Source organism: Marinobacter sp. PE14 (assembly GCF_053566155.1).
In genome coordinates, this window is sequence record NZ_JBQXNY010000002.1 from 163,108 (window position 1) to 177,728 (window position 14,621).

16 protein-coding genes are annotated in these 14,621 nt (G+C 57.1%); 5 read left to right on the top strand and 11 right to left on the bottom strand.

The window, feature by feature from the left end:
• Window positions 1-5: 5 nt before the first annotated feature.
• The 7 genes from ACWJ62_RS06675 to ACWJ62_RS06705 all read right to left on the bottom strand — a co-directional run bounded on the left by ACWJ62_RS06675 (window position 6) and on the right by ACWJ62_RS06705 (window position 8,016).
• Window positions 6-1,085: an extracellular solute-binding protein gene (locus ACWJ62_RS06675; RefSeq protein ID WP_449286149.1), complete on the bottom strand. Its 1,080-nt coding sequence runs from the start codon at window positions 1,083-1,085 to the stop codon at window positions 6-8.
• 156 nt (window positions 1,086-1,241) lie between these two features.
• Window positions 1,242-2,282, bottom strand: coding sequence for an extracellular solute-binding protein (locus tag ACWJ62_RS06680; protein WP_449285475.1), 1,041 nt, complete (start codon window positions 2,280-2,282; stop codon window positions 1,242-1,244).
• Window positions 2,279-3,049: a spermidine/putrescine ABC transporter permease PotC gene (potC, locus tag ACWJ62_RS06685; protein ID WP_449285476.1), complete on the bottom strand. Its 771-nt coding sequence runs from the start codon at window positions 3,047-3,049 to the stop codon at window positions 2,279-2,281. Before potC ends, ACWJ62_RS06680 begins: the two co-directional genes overlap by 4 nt.
• A complete protein-coding gene (potB, locus tag ACWJ62_RS06690) occupies window positions 3,049-3,906 on the bottom strand; it encodes a spermidine/putrescine ABC transporter permease PotB (RefSeq protein ID WP_449285477.1) in 858 nt (285 codons plus the stop codon). Before potB ends, potC begins: the two co-directional genes overlap by 1 nt.
• Entirely contained in the window at window positions 3,899-5,020 is a 1,122-nt protein-coding gene (gene potA / locus ACWJ62_RS06695; RefSeq protein WP_449285478.1) for a spermidine/putrescine ABC transporter ATP-binding protein PotA, read from the bottom strand. The genes potB and potA overlap by 8 nt, the downstream gene beginning before the upstream one ends.
• Window positions 5,021-5,161: 141 nt before the next feature.
• Entirely contained in the window at window positions 5,162-6,232 is a 1,071-nt protein-coding gene (locus ACWJ62_RS06700) for a TRAP transporter substrate-binding protein (protein WP_449285479.1), read from the bottom strand.
• 107 nt (window positions 6,233-6,339) lie between these two features.
• The gene (locus tag ACWJ62_RS06705; protein WP_449285480.1) at window positions 6,340-8,016 is read right to left on the bottom strand and encodes a methyl-accepting chemotaxis protein; all 1,677 of its coding nucleotides are present in this window, start codon (window positions 8,014-8,016) and stop codon (window positions 6,340-6,342) included.
• Between the two features lie 226 nt (window positions 8,017-8,242).
• Here ACWJ62_RS06705 and ACWJ62_RS06710 point away from each other — a divergent pair, with 226 nt between their 5' ends.
• Window positions 8,243-9,595: a CHAD domain-containing protein gene (locus tag ACWJ62_RS06710; protein ID WP_449285481.1), complete on the top strand. Its 1,353-nt coding sequence runs from the start codon at window positions 8,243-8,245 to the stop codon at window positions 9,593-9,595.
• Window positions 9,579-9,953 (top strand): thiol-disulfide oxidoreductase DCC family protein, encoded by a 375-nt coding sequence (locus ACWJ62_RS06715; RefSeq protein WP_449285482.1) that lies wholly within the window; start codon window positions 9,579-9,581, stop codon window positions 9,951-9,953. Before ACWJ62_RS06710 ends, ACWJ62_RS06715 begins: the two co-directional genes overlap by 17 nt.
• On the opposite strand, the gene ACWJ62_RS06720 is transcribed toward ACWJ62_RS06715, so the two are convergent.
• On the bottom strand, window positions 9,950-10,171 hold the full coding sequence (locus ACWJ62_RS06720) for a DUF3565 domain-containing protein (RefSeq protein ID WP_449285483.1): 222 nt from the start codon (window positions 10,169-10,171) through the stop codon (window positions 9,950-9,952). The genes ACWJ62_RS06715 and ACWJ62_RS06720 overlap by 4 nt on opposite strands.
• Before the next feature lie 94 nt (window positions 10,172-10,265).
• Here ACWJ62_RS06720 and ACWJ62_RS06725 point away from each other — a divergent pair, with 94 nt between their 5' ends.
• Window positions 10,266-10,646 (top strand): rhodanese-like domain-containing protein, encoded by a 381-nt coding sequence (locus ACWJ62_RS06725; RefSeq protein WP_449285484.1) that lies wholly within the window; start codon window positions 10,266-10,268, stop codon window positions 10,644-10,646.
• Between the two features lie 7 nt (window positions 10,647-10,653).
• Here ACWJ62_RS06725 and ACWJ62_RS06730 read toward each other — a convergent pair whose 3' ends face one another.
• Entirely contained in the window at window positions 10,654-11,112 is a 459-nt protein-coding gene (locus ACWJ62_RS06730; RefSeq protein ID WP_449285485.1) for a YchJ family protein, read from the bottom strand.
• 108 nt (window positions 11,113-11,220) lie between these two features.
• Here ACWJ62_RS06730 and ACWJ62_RS06735 point away from each other — a divergent pair, with 108 nt between their 5' ends.
• Window positions 11,221-11,943, top strand: a complete 723-nt coding sequence (locus ACWJ62_RS06735) for a sulfite exporter TauE/SafE family protein (protein ID WP_449286150.1) — start codon at window positions 11,221-11,223, stop codon at window positions 11,941-11,943.
• On the opposite strand, the gene ACWJ62_RS06740 is transcribed toward ACWJ62_RS06735, so the two are convergent.
• Complete coding sequence (locus ACWJ62_RS06740) at window positions 11,940-12,620, bottom strand: hypothetical protein (RefSeq protein WP_449285486.1); 681 nt, start codon at window positions 12,618-12,620, stop codon at window positions 11,940-11,942. The genes ACWJ62_RS06735 and ACWJ62_RS06740 overlap by 4 nt on opposite strands.
• 166 nt (window positions 12,621-12,786) lie before the next feature.
• Here ACWJ62_RS06740 and ACWJ62_RS06745 point away from each other — a divergent pair, with 166 nt between their 5' ends.
• On the top strand, window positions 12,787-14,118 hold the full coding sequence (locus ACWJ62_RS06745) for an HD-GYP domain-containing protein (protein WP_449285487.1): 1,332 nt from the start codon (window positions 12,787-12,789) through the stop codon (window positions 14,116-14,118).
• A gap of 17 nt (window positions 14,119-14,135) precedes the next feature.
• Here ACWJ62_RS06745 and ACWJ62_RS06750 read toward each other — a convergent pair whose 3' ends face one another.
• Window positions 14,136-14,564: a hotdog fold thioesterase gene (locus ACWJ62_RS06750; RefSeq protein ID WP_449285488.1), complete on the bottom strand. Its 429-nt coding sequence runs from the start codon at window positions 14,562-14,564 to the stop codon at window positions 14,136-14,138.
• Window positions 14,565-14,621 lie beyond the last annotated feature (57 nt).

Below are 14,621 nucleotides of genomic sequence, written 5' to 3' on the forward strand. Positions count from 1 at the left end.
GGGGATCAGTTCGCGGCCTGAACGCGATCCAGCACCTGACCTTCCATGGTTTCCAGCCCCGGGGGCACCGGCGGATACCACTTGATATTGTTGATGGCGGTTTCGTCGAAGCTTTCGCGATATGCGCCCCGAAGGTCGGCTTTGACAAACTCATCGGCGCCTTTTGAGGCAGTAAAGTTGCCCGACGCATTGGTGATACGGGCCGCAATCTCCGGCTGCATCACAAAATTGATCCACTTGTACGCGGCTTCTTCGTTTTCGCTGCGGCGAGGAATCGCAAAGGTATCAATCCAGCCCAGGGCACCGGATTCGGGGGCAACAAACCGGATTTCCGGGTTCTCGGCGTTAAGCTTCCAGCCGCCGGCATCCCATGCCATGGCGGCTTTCACTTCACCGGTGCGCAGCAGGGCCAGCAGCTGATCGCCGCCGGTCCAGTAGGTTTTTACATTGCTCTTGCAGTCAATCAGCTTGTCCTGCACCTTCGCCATGATCGACTCGTACTCGTCCCGGTTGTCGTAGGCCGCAAACGGGTCCATCCCCATCGCAAAGGCAAAACCGATCAAGGTCGGCCGCTTGAGCCGGTAGCTGACCTGACCCTCGACTTCGGAGTCACACAGATCGGTGTAATCGGTAACGATATCCGCCACAGAACTGTGGACGATCAGACCACTGGTACCCCAAACCGACGGTACTCCGTAATACTGGCCGTCCAGCTCGGTGGAATCCTGGGTAGCCTTGACCATCGAAGGCTGCAACTGGCCCGTGTTTACTTGGCTGAAATCGATGGGTTTGTAGATATTGAACTGGCGCTGAACGCCGACAATGCGGTCCTGGCTCGGCTGGGCCAGATCAAAGCCCGCCCCACCCGTGGCGCGGAGCTTGGAAATCATGTCTTCATTGTTGGAGAGAGTCACCTTCACATCAATGCCGGTCTCTTCCTCAAACTGGGCGACCACATCATCCGGGGCGTAGCCACCCCAGGTAATCAGGCGCAGCTCTTGGGCCAGGGCACTGCCGGAAAAACTTGCGGTGGCAAGGGCTGCAGACAGCAAAAAAGCGCGGTTCCGTGTCGAACGAGAGGGCATGATCATAACGTGTCCTTACTGATGGCAATTCCAGAAGTTTGCTAACCATTTGTTATCAGGAAGTTATAGACCATGTATTGCAGTTTTGTGAAACCCGGCGCAAAAAACGGAGGCCGCAGCCTCCGTTTTCAGTGATACCATCAAATACCGGTGCGTTTAACGCCCGGACTTCAACATTTCCCAGTACTTGGCATAGACCTGCAGGGCGTCGTCGCCGATGTCGGTCTGGAACTCGGCATTGATCATGTCGGTGGCGGTCGGATAGCTTGCACGGTTATTCGCAACCTCGTCCGGCAGCAGATCCCGCGCCGCCAGATTCGGTGTCGCATAGCCGATCTCCTCGCTGATCAGGGCGGAGATTTCAGGCTGCAGTACGAAACTGATGAACTGGTGGGCCGCTTCCGGATTCTTGGCGTTCTTCGGAATCACGAAGCTGTCCAGCCAGGCAATGATGCCTTCTTCCGGATAAACATATTCAAGCGACTCCATGGTGTCCTTGCCCATCACGGCCTCGCCGTTCCAGATCATGCCCACGTCGGTCTCACCTTCCAGGTAAGGCATGCGGGGCGCATCGGAGTTGAAGGTGCGAACCGAAGGCATCAGCTCGGCGAGCTTTTCATAGGCTGCCTCGATCTCGTCCGGATTGGTGCTGTTGCCGGAATAGCCCAGTACCCGCAGGCCAACGTGGAAGACTTCCCGCATGTCGTTGGTGAGCATCACCCGGCCATCGAAGCGATCTTCCCACAGGTCTTCCCAGGCAGTAACAGGCTCACCTTCGATATCTGCAGTATCCACGGCCAGACCCGTGGTGCCCCAGAGATAAGGCACAGAGAATTGGTTCTCCGGATCGATATCCAGGTTCACCAGTTCCGGATCCAGGTTATCGAAGCCCTCGATCTTGCTGCGATCGATCGGCAGCAGCAGGTCTTCCTGGCGCATCTTGCTGACGTAATAGGTAGACGGCACCGCAAGGTCATAAGCCGCACTGTCATCCAGCAGTTTCAAACGGGCATACATGGCCTCGTTACTGTCGTAGGTGGTGTAGACCACCTGGATGCCGGTTTCCTCGGTGAAACGGTCGAGGACTTCCTGAGGCATGTACTCGGACCAGTTATAAAGGTTGAGCACCTGAGGCTCCTCAGAACTGCACCCCGTTAATCCCACCGCCAGCAAGCCGGCAAGTGCCAGTTTCTTCATCGTTTGCTCCTTATCAGAATCCATTGAGACAACATCAGCATAATCAGTGAAAACACCAGCAACAGTGTGCCCAGGGCATTCACCTCGGGTTTCAGGCCCACACGCACCATGGAGTAGATGCGCAGAGGCAGAATTTCATAGCTCGGGCCACTTACAAAAGTGCTGACCACGACATCATCGAGAGACAGTGTAAACCCTAGCAGCCAGCCTGCCAGTAGCGCCGGCATGATCACTGGGATCAGCACGGTCCGGGTCATGGTGAAATCAGAGGCGCCAAGGTCCCGTGCAGCTTCGGGCAGGCTCTCATCGAAACCGCTCAACCGGGCCATCACCGTGATCACCACGAACGGCAGACAGAAGGTCACATGGGCCAATAATAGGGAAACGTAACCCAGCTGCAGCCCTACCAGCAGGAACAGGGCCAGCAGAGAGATAGCCAGGACAATCTCCGGCGACATCATCACCACAAACAGCATGCCGTTCAGCAGCTTCTTGCCCCGGAACCGGTATCGGTGCAGGGCCAGGGCGGTCAGGGCACCTATCACCGTGGACACGGTGGCCGCAGACAGCGCCAGCCAGAGGGAATTCCACATGGCGCTGACCATGGCCCGGTTGTTAAACAGCGACTCGTACCAGCGCAGACTGAGACCACCCCAGGCATAGCCGGTGCGGGACTCGTTGAACGAGAACACCACCAGCACCACGATGGGGACATAAAGCAGGAGGTAGACCAGCGTGAGATAGGTTCGGGGCAGCCACCGTGTCATCACGCGCCCTCCTCACCGATTCGCCGTTTACTCAACCGGTGCGCAAACATGAGAAACGCCATGGTCACGGTAAGCACGATGCTGGCGGCGGCCCCGAAAGGCCAGTTTCGGGCATCGAGGAACTGGTTCTTGATCACGTTACCTACCAGCAGATTTCTCGAACCACCCAGGATATCCGGAACGAAGAACAGGCCCATGGCCGGCAGCAAGACCAGCATCACGCCGGCCAGCACACCAGGCAATGTGAGCGGAACTATCACGTGCACAAAGGTGGAAAGCCGGCCCGCGCCCAGATCGTGAGAGGCCAACAGCAGCTCCTGCTTCAGATCTTCAAATACCGAATACAGTGGCAGAATCATGAACGGCAACAGTAGATACACCAGGCCAATGATCACCGCGCCCTCCGTGTAAAGCAGCTGCAGCGGCTCATCGATAAGCCCGATCGACATCAAGGCGCTGTTCAGCAAACCATTGGTGGCGAGGATCAGCTTCAGTGCGTAGGTGCGCACCAGAGAGTTGGTCCAGAAGGGCACGATCAAAAGGAAGATCAGGACCAGCTGACGCTGCTTGTCCACTTTGGACAGGGCCCAGGCAAACGGATAGCCAATCAGCAGACACACCAGCGTGGTCATCGCCGCCATGTACAGGGAGTGCAGGAAAACCTCCAGATACAGCGGGTCAAACAGCTGGCGATAGGCATCCAGATTCAGGGGCAGAGACAGGAACGAGACCGGGTCCCGGGTCATGACACTGGCGCCTACCACCAGCAGATTCGGCGCCAGCACCAGGAACAGTAGCCAGCCCCAGACCAGAATCAGGACAGCGGTTTTGAACGGCTGCTGCATAACGCTATGCATCGGCCGGCAGTTCCTCTTCGCTCGTCTGGCTGGCTTCTTCTGGAAGCAGCCATTCCCAACCATCAACCCAGCTAACTTTGACGGGCTCTCCAAGCCGGTAGTCAAAAGCCGGGTCATCTTCATCAAAAAATTCACTGGCCAGAACTTCGGTACCATCGGCGAGATGGATCACCGAGTCCAGGGTGCTGCCCTTGTAATTGCGTTCGACAATCTTGCCTGCGACACCGTTCTCGTCGTCAGGGTCGAGAACCCGGATATCTTCCGGTCGCAGCAGGACATGCAAGGACTGCTCAGCCTGCACCGGAAAATCCGGACGACGCAGTGTTCGCTTGAGGCCGAAGACATCCACAGTGATGGAACCATCCTGAACCGACTCAACGATGCCCGGAAAAAAGTTGGTCTCGCCCACAAACCGGGCTGTGAAGAGATTGGCCGGTCGTTCGTAGACTTCCCGGGGCGTTCCCAGTTGCTGGACGAGGCCATCCTTGAGCACCACCACCCGATCCGACATCGACAGCGCCTCTTCCTGATCGTGGGTCACAAAGACAAAGGTGATGCCAAGCTCCCGCTGCAGGCGCTTCAGCTCCACCTGCATGGTACGGCGCAGTTTGTAATCGAGGGCCGAGAGCGGTTCATCCAGCAGTAGCAGGCGTGGGCGTTTGACCACCGCCCGGGCGATGGCGACCCGCTGCTGCTGTCCGCCGGACAACTGATGGGGTTTGCGACGGGCGAAATCCTGCAACTGCACCATGGCCAGCGCTTCATCAACGCGCTGGCGAATCTCATCCTTCGGACGCTTTTCCATCTTCAAACCATAGGCCACGTTGTCGAACACTGACATGTGGGGGAAGAGTGCGTAATGCTGAAATACGGTATTGAGCGGGCGGTTTTCCGGAGGGGTGTGGGTGAGATCTTCTCCCGCCAGGGTGATAGTGCCATCGTCTGGATGCTCGAAACCCGCCATCAGACGCAGCAAGGTGGTTTTACCGCAACCGGAAGGCCCCAGCAGGGTAATGAACTCGCCGTCGTAGATCTCAAGATCCAGACCGTCGAGCACCGTTTTGCCACCGAATTGCTTGGAAAGATTGCTCAGGGATAGCAGTGTCTGTTTCATCGGCGCTGCCCAAAGAATGAGCGGCCTATTTTTCCAGAAACCGACGCAAACAAAAAGGGGCGCCGGGGAATACGGCCCCCGGCGCCCCTCCGTCTGACGTCGCCTTCAAGCCTTCAGGAGACTGGAAGGTATTGTCAGGCTTCAGTCTTCAGACACACTGTTCAGGTAGGCCTTGTCCGAAATGTTGGTCCACTGACGCACCTGCTTGAGGTAATCACGCTGGGACTCGATGATTTCCCTGGCGAGCGGATCCTTCTCTGCGGCCTCGGCCAGCAACCGGTTGGTGGTGCTGCGCAGGGCATCGATCACTTCCGGCGGGAATACCTTATGGGTGACATCCGGATAGTCTTCCTTCATCCGATCCCAGGCCACACCACTCTGGTGGGTGCTCTGGATATACATGTCATAGGCGGCCGTGCGCATGGAGACCCGAAGAATTTCCTGGAGATCTTTAGGCAGACTTTCCCAGGTTTTCTTGTTGATCAGGAACTGGACTTCCGCGCCCGGCTCCTGCCAGCCCGAGTAGTAGTACTTGGCGATCTGGTGGAAGCCCATCTGGAAATCCAGGGCCGGTCCGACCCATTCAACGGCATCCACGGTGCCACGCTCAAGCGCGGTATACAGCTCACCCGGCGGCAGGTTGGTAACCGCAACGCCCAGCTCGGACATAACTTCACCGGCAAAACCCGGTGTGCGCATCTTCAGGCCCTTTAGGTCTTCCAGCGAGTTGATTTCCTTGCGGAACCAGCCACCCATCTGGTTACCGGTATTACCACCCGGAAAGGACAACAGGCCGTAGGGCTCATACACCTTCTGCATCAGCTCCATGCCCTCGCCATGGTAGAACCAGGCGTACATTTCAGGCGCGATCAGCCCGAACGGAATGGTAGTGAAGTACATGGCATTGGGGATGGTGCCCTTGTAGTAGTAGGACGCGGTGTGCCCCATGTCGTACTGGCCGTTACGCACCAGATCGAAGATCCCGAAAGGCGCCTTGTGCTTGTTGGACGGATCAATGCGGATCTGCAAACGGCCATCCGACATGGTTTCCGCCATGTCCGCCATATGCTGAACCGTCTCTCCCAGTACCGGAGAGTTGGGCCCCCAGGTTTGCGCAAGGCGCAAGGTGAAGTTTTCCTCGGCAACCGAGGACACGCTGAACACAGTGGCTGCAGCGGCCACGGCCGCAAGCAGTGTTTTCCGGATTCTCATTGTGTTGGCTTCCATTATTGTTGGTATGAAAACAGGTATTTCTTTCGCGCCACCATCATAGCTTGCTCATGGTGTTCCGCCAATGTGCGGAACACCATGAGCGGGACTCAGACCTTAAACTGCCCTACCAGCTCCCGGAGACTCTCACCCAGACGCGCCAGTTCGTGGCTGGCCTCGTTGGTCTGGGTTACGCCAGTATCACTGCGCTGGGCAGCATCAACGATCCGCACGACGTTCTGGTTGATCTCTTCGGCCACCTGGCTTTGTTGCTCTGAGGCTGTTGCGATCTGGGTCACCTGATCATGAATCTTGCCAACCGAGGTCTCGATGGTTCGCAGCGCGCTGGTTGCGTGGTTGATTCTTTCGACCGTTTCCGTTGAGCGGTTGCGCGATTTGTTCATCCGCTCCACCGATGCCTTGGATTCAGTCACGAAGCCGTCAATCATGGTACGAATCTGATCAGCGGACTCGGCGCTGCGCTTGGCGAGCTGGCGTACTTCATCAGCAACCACCGAGAACCCACGGCCATGCTCGCCGGCCCGGGCAGCCTCAATGGCGGCATTGAGGGCAAGCAGATTAGTCTGTTCAGTCACAGCGTGGATGACATCCAGTACTTGCTGAATCTCGTCGGATTTTTCCGCAAGGGCGTTGATGCTCTGGGCGGTATCCTCGATCTCCTCGGACAGCTTGTTCACCGCGCCCTGGGCACTACTGATGGTTTCGCCACCCTCGCGGGCCATGCGGTCGGCGTCTGAGGCTGAGCTCTCAACCTCATTGGCATTGCCGGAAATCTGCTGGATGGTCGCGGCCATTTCATTGATCGCAGAGGCAATCTGGTCAGTCTCGGAGCCCTGCTCCTGAACCGAGGCCCGGGTTTCATTGGCGACCCGGCTGAGCTCTTCCGCCGCAGAGGCCACCTGATCCGTGGTTGCGCCGACTTCGCGCATGGTGTCCTGGATCTTGATCACAAAGGCATTGAAACGCCGACCGAGTTCGGCCAGCTCGTCGGTACCCTCATCCGGCAGCCGCTGACGCAGATCGCCCTCGCCATCGGCAATTTCCTGCATCATGTTGCTGACGTTCTTCAGCGGCCGGGTCACGCTACGACCAACGAATACGCCGATCACCAGGGCAATCGCGACAACCACAACCGTCACCAGAAGGATAAAGCCCAGGGCCTCCGCCATGCCCGCCTCAATCTCCTCGCGGGCAGCGGCTACCTGCCGATCGATATCGGTAATGTAGACACCGGCTCCGATCATCCAGTTCCAGTCCGGAATGATCGTGGAATAGGACATCTTGGGTTCTTCGTTGCCCGAGGCGGGGTTCATCCAGTCGTAGCCATAGAAGCCATCGCCGCGGGCAGCGGCAAACAGATCAGCCACCAACCCCCTCACAACCGGGTTCTTGGTTGGTCCTTCTTTTGAGGGGTCCGGAGCATAGGCCAGGTTGTATACATCCCTGGTATAGGCGAACACATAGTTCGTCTCGTCGAAGCGAATGGAGCGCAGGCGCGCCGCTGCCGCCGCCTTTGCTTCCTCCTCCGTCATCGACGGGTCATTCTTGGCCTCCAGAACCACGGCCTCGGCGGCATCAATGAGGTTCTGCAAACCCGCTTTCCGCGCTTCCAGGAGGCTATTCTCCAGACGCTTGAGCTCATCCTCCCCATTGGCCTGAATCTGACTGGCGGTGATCCACGCCAACGTTGCAGCCGTAATCAGAACCGGCACCAGTACGGCCACCAAAAGACGCGTTCGCACTTTCAATTTACTCAAGACACTCATCTTTCCGAACTCCCCCGGGAATTTCCATTGGTGAGGATTATCCACGGACCACTCGAAGTGATCTGTTCCAGTTTGTTAAGACAGGTTTCAGTGGGCGCACCAGTAAGCCAACCCACCTGACACAGAACAAACCTTCCACCATTATTTTCCGCTAGGTACAGTAACGGCAGTAACCCGATTGTCTTGAGCGGGAATCCGACTTGAGGACCACTACGAAGGTAGGCCAATGAAGCACCTGTTTCTGGTACGCCACGCCAAGTCCAGCTGGGCCGATGAATCACTTTCTGACCGGGAACGCCCCCTCAATGCGCGGGGCGTCAGCCAACTGGCCCCTTTGGGAAATGCCCTGAAATCTGTCGGTGCGTTCGAAGGCGAGGTCTACAGCAGCAACGCCACGCGGGCCGTCGCGACATTGGAAGGCATACTGCCCGACACAGTTGCAGCCGAGCGCTGCCACACCCTGAGTGAGCTATACACCTTTGACTACCGGCGACTACTCGCATGGCTGGAAGAACAGGCAGACGCTTCACAGATTACCCTGGTCGGCCACAACCCGGCATTACTGGAACTGGCCCAGCTCCTCCTGAAGCAGCCCCCGGAACAGCTACCCACTGCCAGCTTCATCCACATCCGGCTGGGCATCAAACACTGGCATCAGCTTGGTAGCAGTAAGGCGAAGCTGACGGCGTTGCTGACGCCATCCGACTTCAGCTACGCCCATTTCAAACGGAAGCTGAAGAAGAAAGCCAGAACCGGGGGCGAAGACCCGGAAAAAGACATTCCCGAGGCGCTCCACCACCAGCTGAACCGCCTGAGACAGCTGGAGCGTGGTGTTATTCTTGGCCTTGATCACGAATTCCTTCACCAGTACCGGATTGCGATTCGACGCAGCCGGGCCATCGCCGAATCGGTTCAGGAATTGACCGGTGACAAGTCGCTGGCCAACGCGGTTAAAACCCTGAAGCGCCACGCAAGGGCAACGGGCCCACTGCGCGACCTTCACGTGTTTCTTCAGGACCTGCCGGAACTTTGCGCAGATGGCGCGGAAATCCGGGCAGCCTTGCAGATCTGGTTCGAGCGCGAAGCCGCGAGCCATCATAAAAAGCTGGCAAAGCGACTGAAAAGCAAGCGCTACCAGGACAGCATGGAACATTGGCTCAATCTGATCGATTCACGAAAGTTTCAGAAATTAGCAGCAACACTCCGGCCGAAAGACATCCGAAGAGCCGTGGAACATCGTATCAAGGAGTTCAATCAACGCACTGCCGAGCTGATGCATACCTCACCGGATGAGGATATCCATCGGCTGCGCAAGCAACTCAAACGAATCCGTTACCTGATGGAACTGGATGCCAAAACCTGGAAGCGCAACCTGAAAACCCTAAAGGAGCGGCAAGAGCTCTATGGCCGGTTCCAGGATCTGCACGTTCAGGTTTTGCTTCTCGACCAGTTCCGTCAGGCGGCGCCAGAGGTACTTCCGGCCGCGCTCAATGGGATCGTGGAAACGCTGGAAGACCACAAAGCGAACGCCCGGAAACAGATTCTGACCCTTGGAGGACTCGATGGAGCCCCGCTATGACACCCTGTTCTACGACGGACAATGCCCACTGTGCGCCAAAGAGATCCGCACCCTGCGCAAACTCCAGCGTGGCAATCTGATCTTTGCAGACATCCATGAACAGCGTGACGGCAGCTCCAACCTGCCAAGTCATGAAGCTCTGCTCAGACGCCTTCACCTAATGACCTGGACCGGCGAGTGGGTCATCGGTCTGCCCGCAAATGTTCGCGCCTGGTCCCACACGCCCTTTGGGTTTCTTTTCAAACCACTGCTGTGGCCCGGTATCTTCCAGGTTGCTTCGCGCGTTTATGCCAAATGGGCAGACAAACGCTATGAGCGCAAATACGCCTGCGCCATTGGCAACAACAAGGCGGCTTAATCATCCAGGGGCGGCCTCGAGTCGGACGGCGCGCCCTCCTCACATTTTCGGCAATTGAGTTCAAACCCGAGCATGGATGCACGCCCCTCTTCCGTCGTCACCCATGGCCGGTTCACCCAGGGCGGCGTATGACGCACATGCTGATTATGCCCACACGCCAACTGGGCGACCCAGTGGTTTTCTTCGTCCTTGTGATAACCGGTAACAGGTTGCTTCATTGGACCTCCTTCGTACATGTGCGGGGTGACGCCGGGCGCCCCAAACCCTTATCCTGAGATATAACCTTATTCCATCAGTATGAGGAGCTCAGCCATGAAAACTGCCCATGATCTGGTAGAAGCCGCCAAGAAAGAGATCCAGGAAGTACCCCTTGGTCAGGCGGAAGAGGCCATCAAGAACGCTGACTTACTGCTCGATGTGCGTGATGCGGATGAGTACCGGGCCGGCCACATACCCGGGGCGGTAAACATTTCCCGTGGTCTGCTGGAGTTCAAGTTCACCAATGATCCGGCGTTCGAGAGCCGCGACATGAACATCGTGTGTTACTGCAAGACGTCCGGACGAGCAGCACTGAGTGCAAAAGCCCTGAAGGAAATGGGCTACATGCATGTGCAGTCCATCGCCGGCGGATTTGATGCCTGGCAGGACGCAGACAAACCCGTTGCCAAACCCGAAATGCCGTCCTTCGAGTAACAGGCGGTTACAGGCAGCAGGCCTTGTGCTTTCGGCCACTCCCGCAGGGGCAGGGCTCGTTGCGACCGGGCTTCAACTGGCCTTCTCTGGTGTCACCACTAAGGTAATACCAGCGGCCCTGCTCCAGGACAAAATCGGAGTTTTCTTCGAGAACCCCCCAGCCCTTGCCCTGGCGGTAGACCGCACGGAAAAGCACCGTGCCGCGATCACCGGACTCATTGGTGTCCAGGATCTGCAAGGAGGTCCAGTCCGGCGAGTCTTCAAGGCTGAGCGTCTCTGGCCGCGAGCTCTCGTGCCAGGTGGCCCGCAGATAAGCCGGCAGCTTGAGCACGAAGGCCGCGTAACGGGATCGCATCAGCGCTTCCGGATTAGGCGCTTGTTCGCCCTGATGGAGAGGCTCGCAGCATTCGCTGTAGGATTTACCGCTGCCGCAGGGGCAGTTTCGATTTTCAGTCTGTAGAATCATCGGGCTTCGATCGTTTCGGCTATGCTCGTTGTCCTGCAGTGTATCAATATCAAACCGGCGTTGCTCCGGCCTACTCTCCTGACCTTTTGGTGATTAGCTTTGACAGATGTGTCGCTGTTACAGATTCTTCTGGCCAACCTTGCCATTCTAGCCGGAGCCTGCCTGCAAGGCGTGGCCGGCTATGGCATTGGCACACTGGCCGCGCCGTTGCTATTCCTGATAAGCCCGGTGTTAGTGCCCGGCCCCCTGATTCTGAATGCCACCCTCCTCACTGTCTTTATGCTGATCCGCAATCGCGGCGCACTGCAGGTCAGGGAAGTGCGCTTTGCCATCGGTGGCGGCGTTGCCGGGGCAGTCCTGGCAGCACTGACGTTGCTGGTGATTTCGACCAAAGGCTTCGAACTGACCTTCGGCATTCTTATCCTTGCCGGCGTAGCGCTCAGCGTTGGCGGTCTCAAGCCGGCGCTCAACGCACGGAACAGCGTGCTGGCCGGAGCCGCTTCCACCTATATGGGCACGATTACCGCCGTGGGTGGACCGCCAATTGCGCTGATTTACCAGAATGAAAAGGGACCGTTGGTCAGGGCCAACATGTCGGCCTTCTTCCTGGCTGCCAGCGTGCTGAGCCTGTCAGGCCTGCTCGCCTCTGGCTACCTGGGAACCCGAGAGCTTTTCCTGTTCGCAGTTACTTTCCCGGGCGTATTCCTGGGTTTCTGGCTGTCAGGCAAGCTGGTCCATCGGATGCCCTTCGAGGGGCTTCGCCCGGTGATTCTCGGTATCGCGGCCATCGCCGGAACCGCAGCCCTGATTCGCGGGCTGCTCTCACTCTAGGAATCGGCCCAGAGCCGCACGCGGAACCGGTTTTTCTTCCACAGCAAAGCCAGCCAGAGCGCGTGAGCATTGATCAGGAACGCCAGCATCCACTCAAATGCATCGTCCTTGCGGCTGTAGAACTCGGGCGCCACGCCATTCAGGATGACTGAAAGAATGCCCACCGCCAGAATCAGCTGGCAGAGATTCAGCAGCCTCATGCCCGTATTCTTCCACAACGGATGACTGCGCAATCCGGAACTGACCAGCAGCTCACAGATGAATGTGAGCGAGAAATACAGAACCACGCCAATACGGCGGATCAGGTTGAAGCCGTCCCCGGCATGCCCCAGAGCCAGGGTATAGGCACCGAGTGAAACGCTGGCCACCAGGCCCAGCCAGGGGACCCAGGCAACACGGCTGGAATGAACGCCGAGCTGACGCAGCCACCGACCGTTAAGCCACCAGAACAGAATGCCCAGCAGAGCCGCTGGCAGCATGGTACCTTTGAAAATAAAGTAGGAGGTGCCGTGACGACCGGTCCGACTGATGCTGGAACAACTGTCCCAATAGGGATTGCATAGCTCGACATGCCCTTCCAGAACCGAAACTGTGAATGTCACATGGATGGTTAACAGCGGGATAAGAGCCGCAGCCAGTGCAAGCCACCAGAGATGGAAAGAGCGGTGATCCGACATGACGGACGATTCCCGTTCAAGTATCGAAAAGCGAAGACCGACTGTGCTTCAGTCGCTTGACCCGAACATAACAAGCGAACACTATTTGACCAGATTTTGCAATTTAACCCCCGCTTTTGACGTCTTATTCCGTCAAAATGGCCGCAGTGGGTATTAGGATAGAGCCATGAGCACACACCATCAGGAAATTGTCGAAACACAGGTGGACGTCACCGAGCTTGGCATAGGCATGCATGTCATCCGGCTGGACCGCCCGTGGGAGGAGACCGATTTTCTGATTCAGGGCTTTGTGATCAAAGACCAGTCGCAGATTGATGCGCTGCGCGCCCAGTGCGGGTTTGTTTTCATTGAGGGACGGGTTCAGAAAACGAATACCGTTCATGAGGGAACCAACCGCAATCAGAAACCATCAGGATTGCGCCGGCTTTTCAAGCGCAAATCAGCATCAGAACCGGTACCCCAAAAACCTTCCGTACCTCGTAAACGAGTCACCTACATCAATAAGGTCGACACTGGCACTGAGATGGCAACGGCCAGGATCCGATTCGAGGACGCGCAAGAGACCGCCAAAGCGATCATGTCAGGATTGCGGGTCGGTCGCACCCTGGACATCAACAATGCGCGCAAAGTCGTCAAAGGATGCGTTGAAAGCGTGCTTAGAAACGAGAACGCACTGATGCTACTTACCAAGATCAAGCATCAGGACGCGTATACGGCCGAGCACTGCATCAACGTCTCGATTCTTTGCGCAGCGTTTGGAAAACATCTCGGTTTGTTACAGGGCGAAATCGAGACCCTTGCGCTCTGCGGTCTGTTGCACGATGTTGGCAAAACAAAAATCCCGGACGAAATCCTGAACAAACCGGGCGCTCTGACTCCGAAAGAGTTTGAGTTGATGAGGCACCACACGACTCACGGCAGAACGATTCTCATGGGTACCAGCCATTCGCTCAACACCGCGGTCGATGTTGCGTTCAGTCATCATGAAAGGATGGATGGCTCAGGCTACCCCAGAGGCCTCGAAGCACATCAAATTCCCTACTTTGCAAAGATCGTGGGCCTTGTCGACACCTACGACGCCATTACCAGTGACCGTGTCTATGATAAAGGCAGGGCGTCCATGCAGGCGCTGGATATCATCCACAAACACCGGGGTACCCAGTTTGACGCCGAACTTGCGGATGAGTTTATCCAACTCATCGGCATCTACCCGCCGGGCTCCATCGTGGAAATGATCAACGGAGAGGTGGGCATCGTTGTGGAGAGCCGACCGGACCATAAACTCAAGCCTTGCGTTCTGCTGGTCAGGGAGTCCGACAAGAGCGTGCTGACACCCTATCGGACGGTCGACCTGAAAGTCAGCCCTGACGATGCTGTGGGTGAAATCTATCGCATCGCTCGGGAAGTCCCTGACGGAACCTACGACATCGTTCTTCAGGAATTTGTGGATCAGGGTCTGATCGTAACCAGACCAGGAACGTCCTCGGAACAGCCCTGAATCACGATCGGCCTCACTCAGCCCGGACGTTTGGTCACCGCCATGGTCAGCCGGGAAATACAGGTGGTTTTCCCGTCTTCGTTTTCAAGCAGAATTTCCCATACCTGAGTGGCACTACCGATGTGAACTGGCCTCGCCGTGCCGTAAACCCAGCCCTTGGTGACCGGGCGGATGTGATTGGCGTTGATATCCAGTCCAACAGCCACGGTTTCCGGGTTTTTCAGGCAGCAATTGGCCGCCATACTGCCAAGGGTTTCCGCCAACAGCACCGATGCGCCTCCATGCAGAATGCCAAAAGGCTGTACGGTACGCTCATCAACAGGCATGCGGCCTTTGACATAGTCGTCGCCAATTTCAAGGTACTCGATACCCATGTAGCTGACCGCGGTGTTTTCGCTGGCTTTGGCAAGGTGTTCAAGGTTCGGGGTGCTGGTCCAGATTGCCATAGGGGACTGCTCTCGATGTTGTTCGAAATGGATTAGAAGCAAGGCACCAGTTTATAC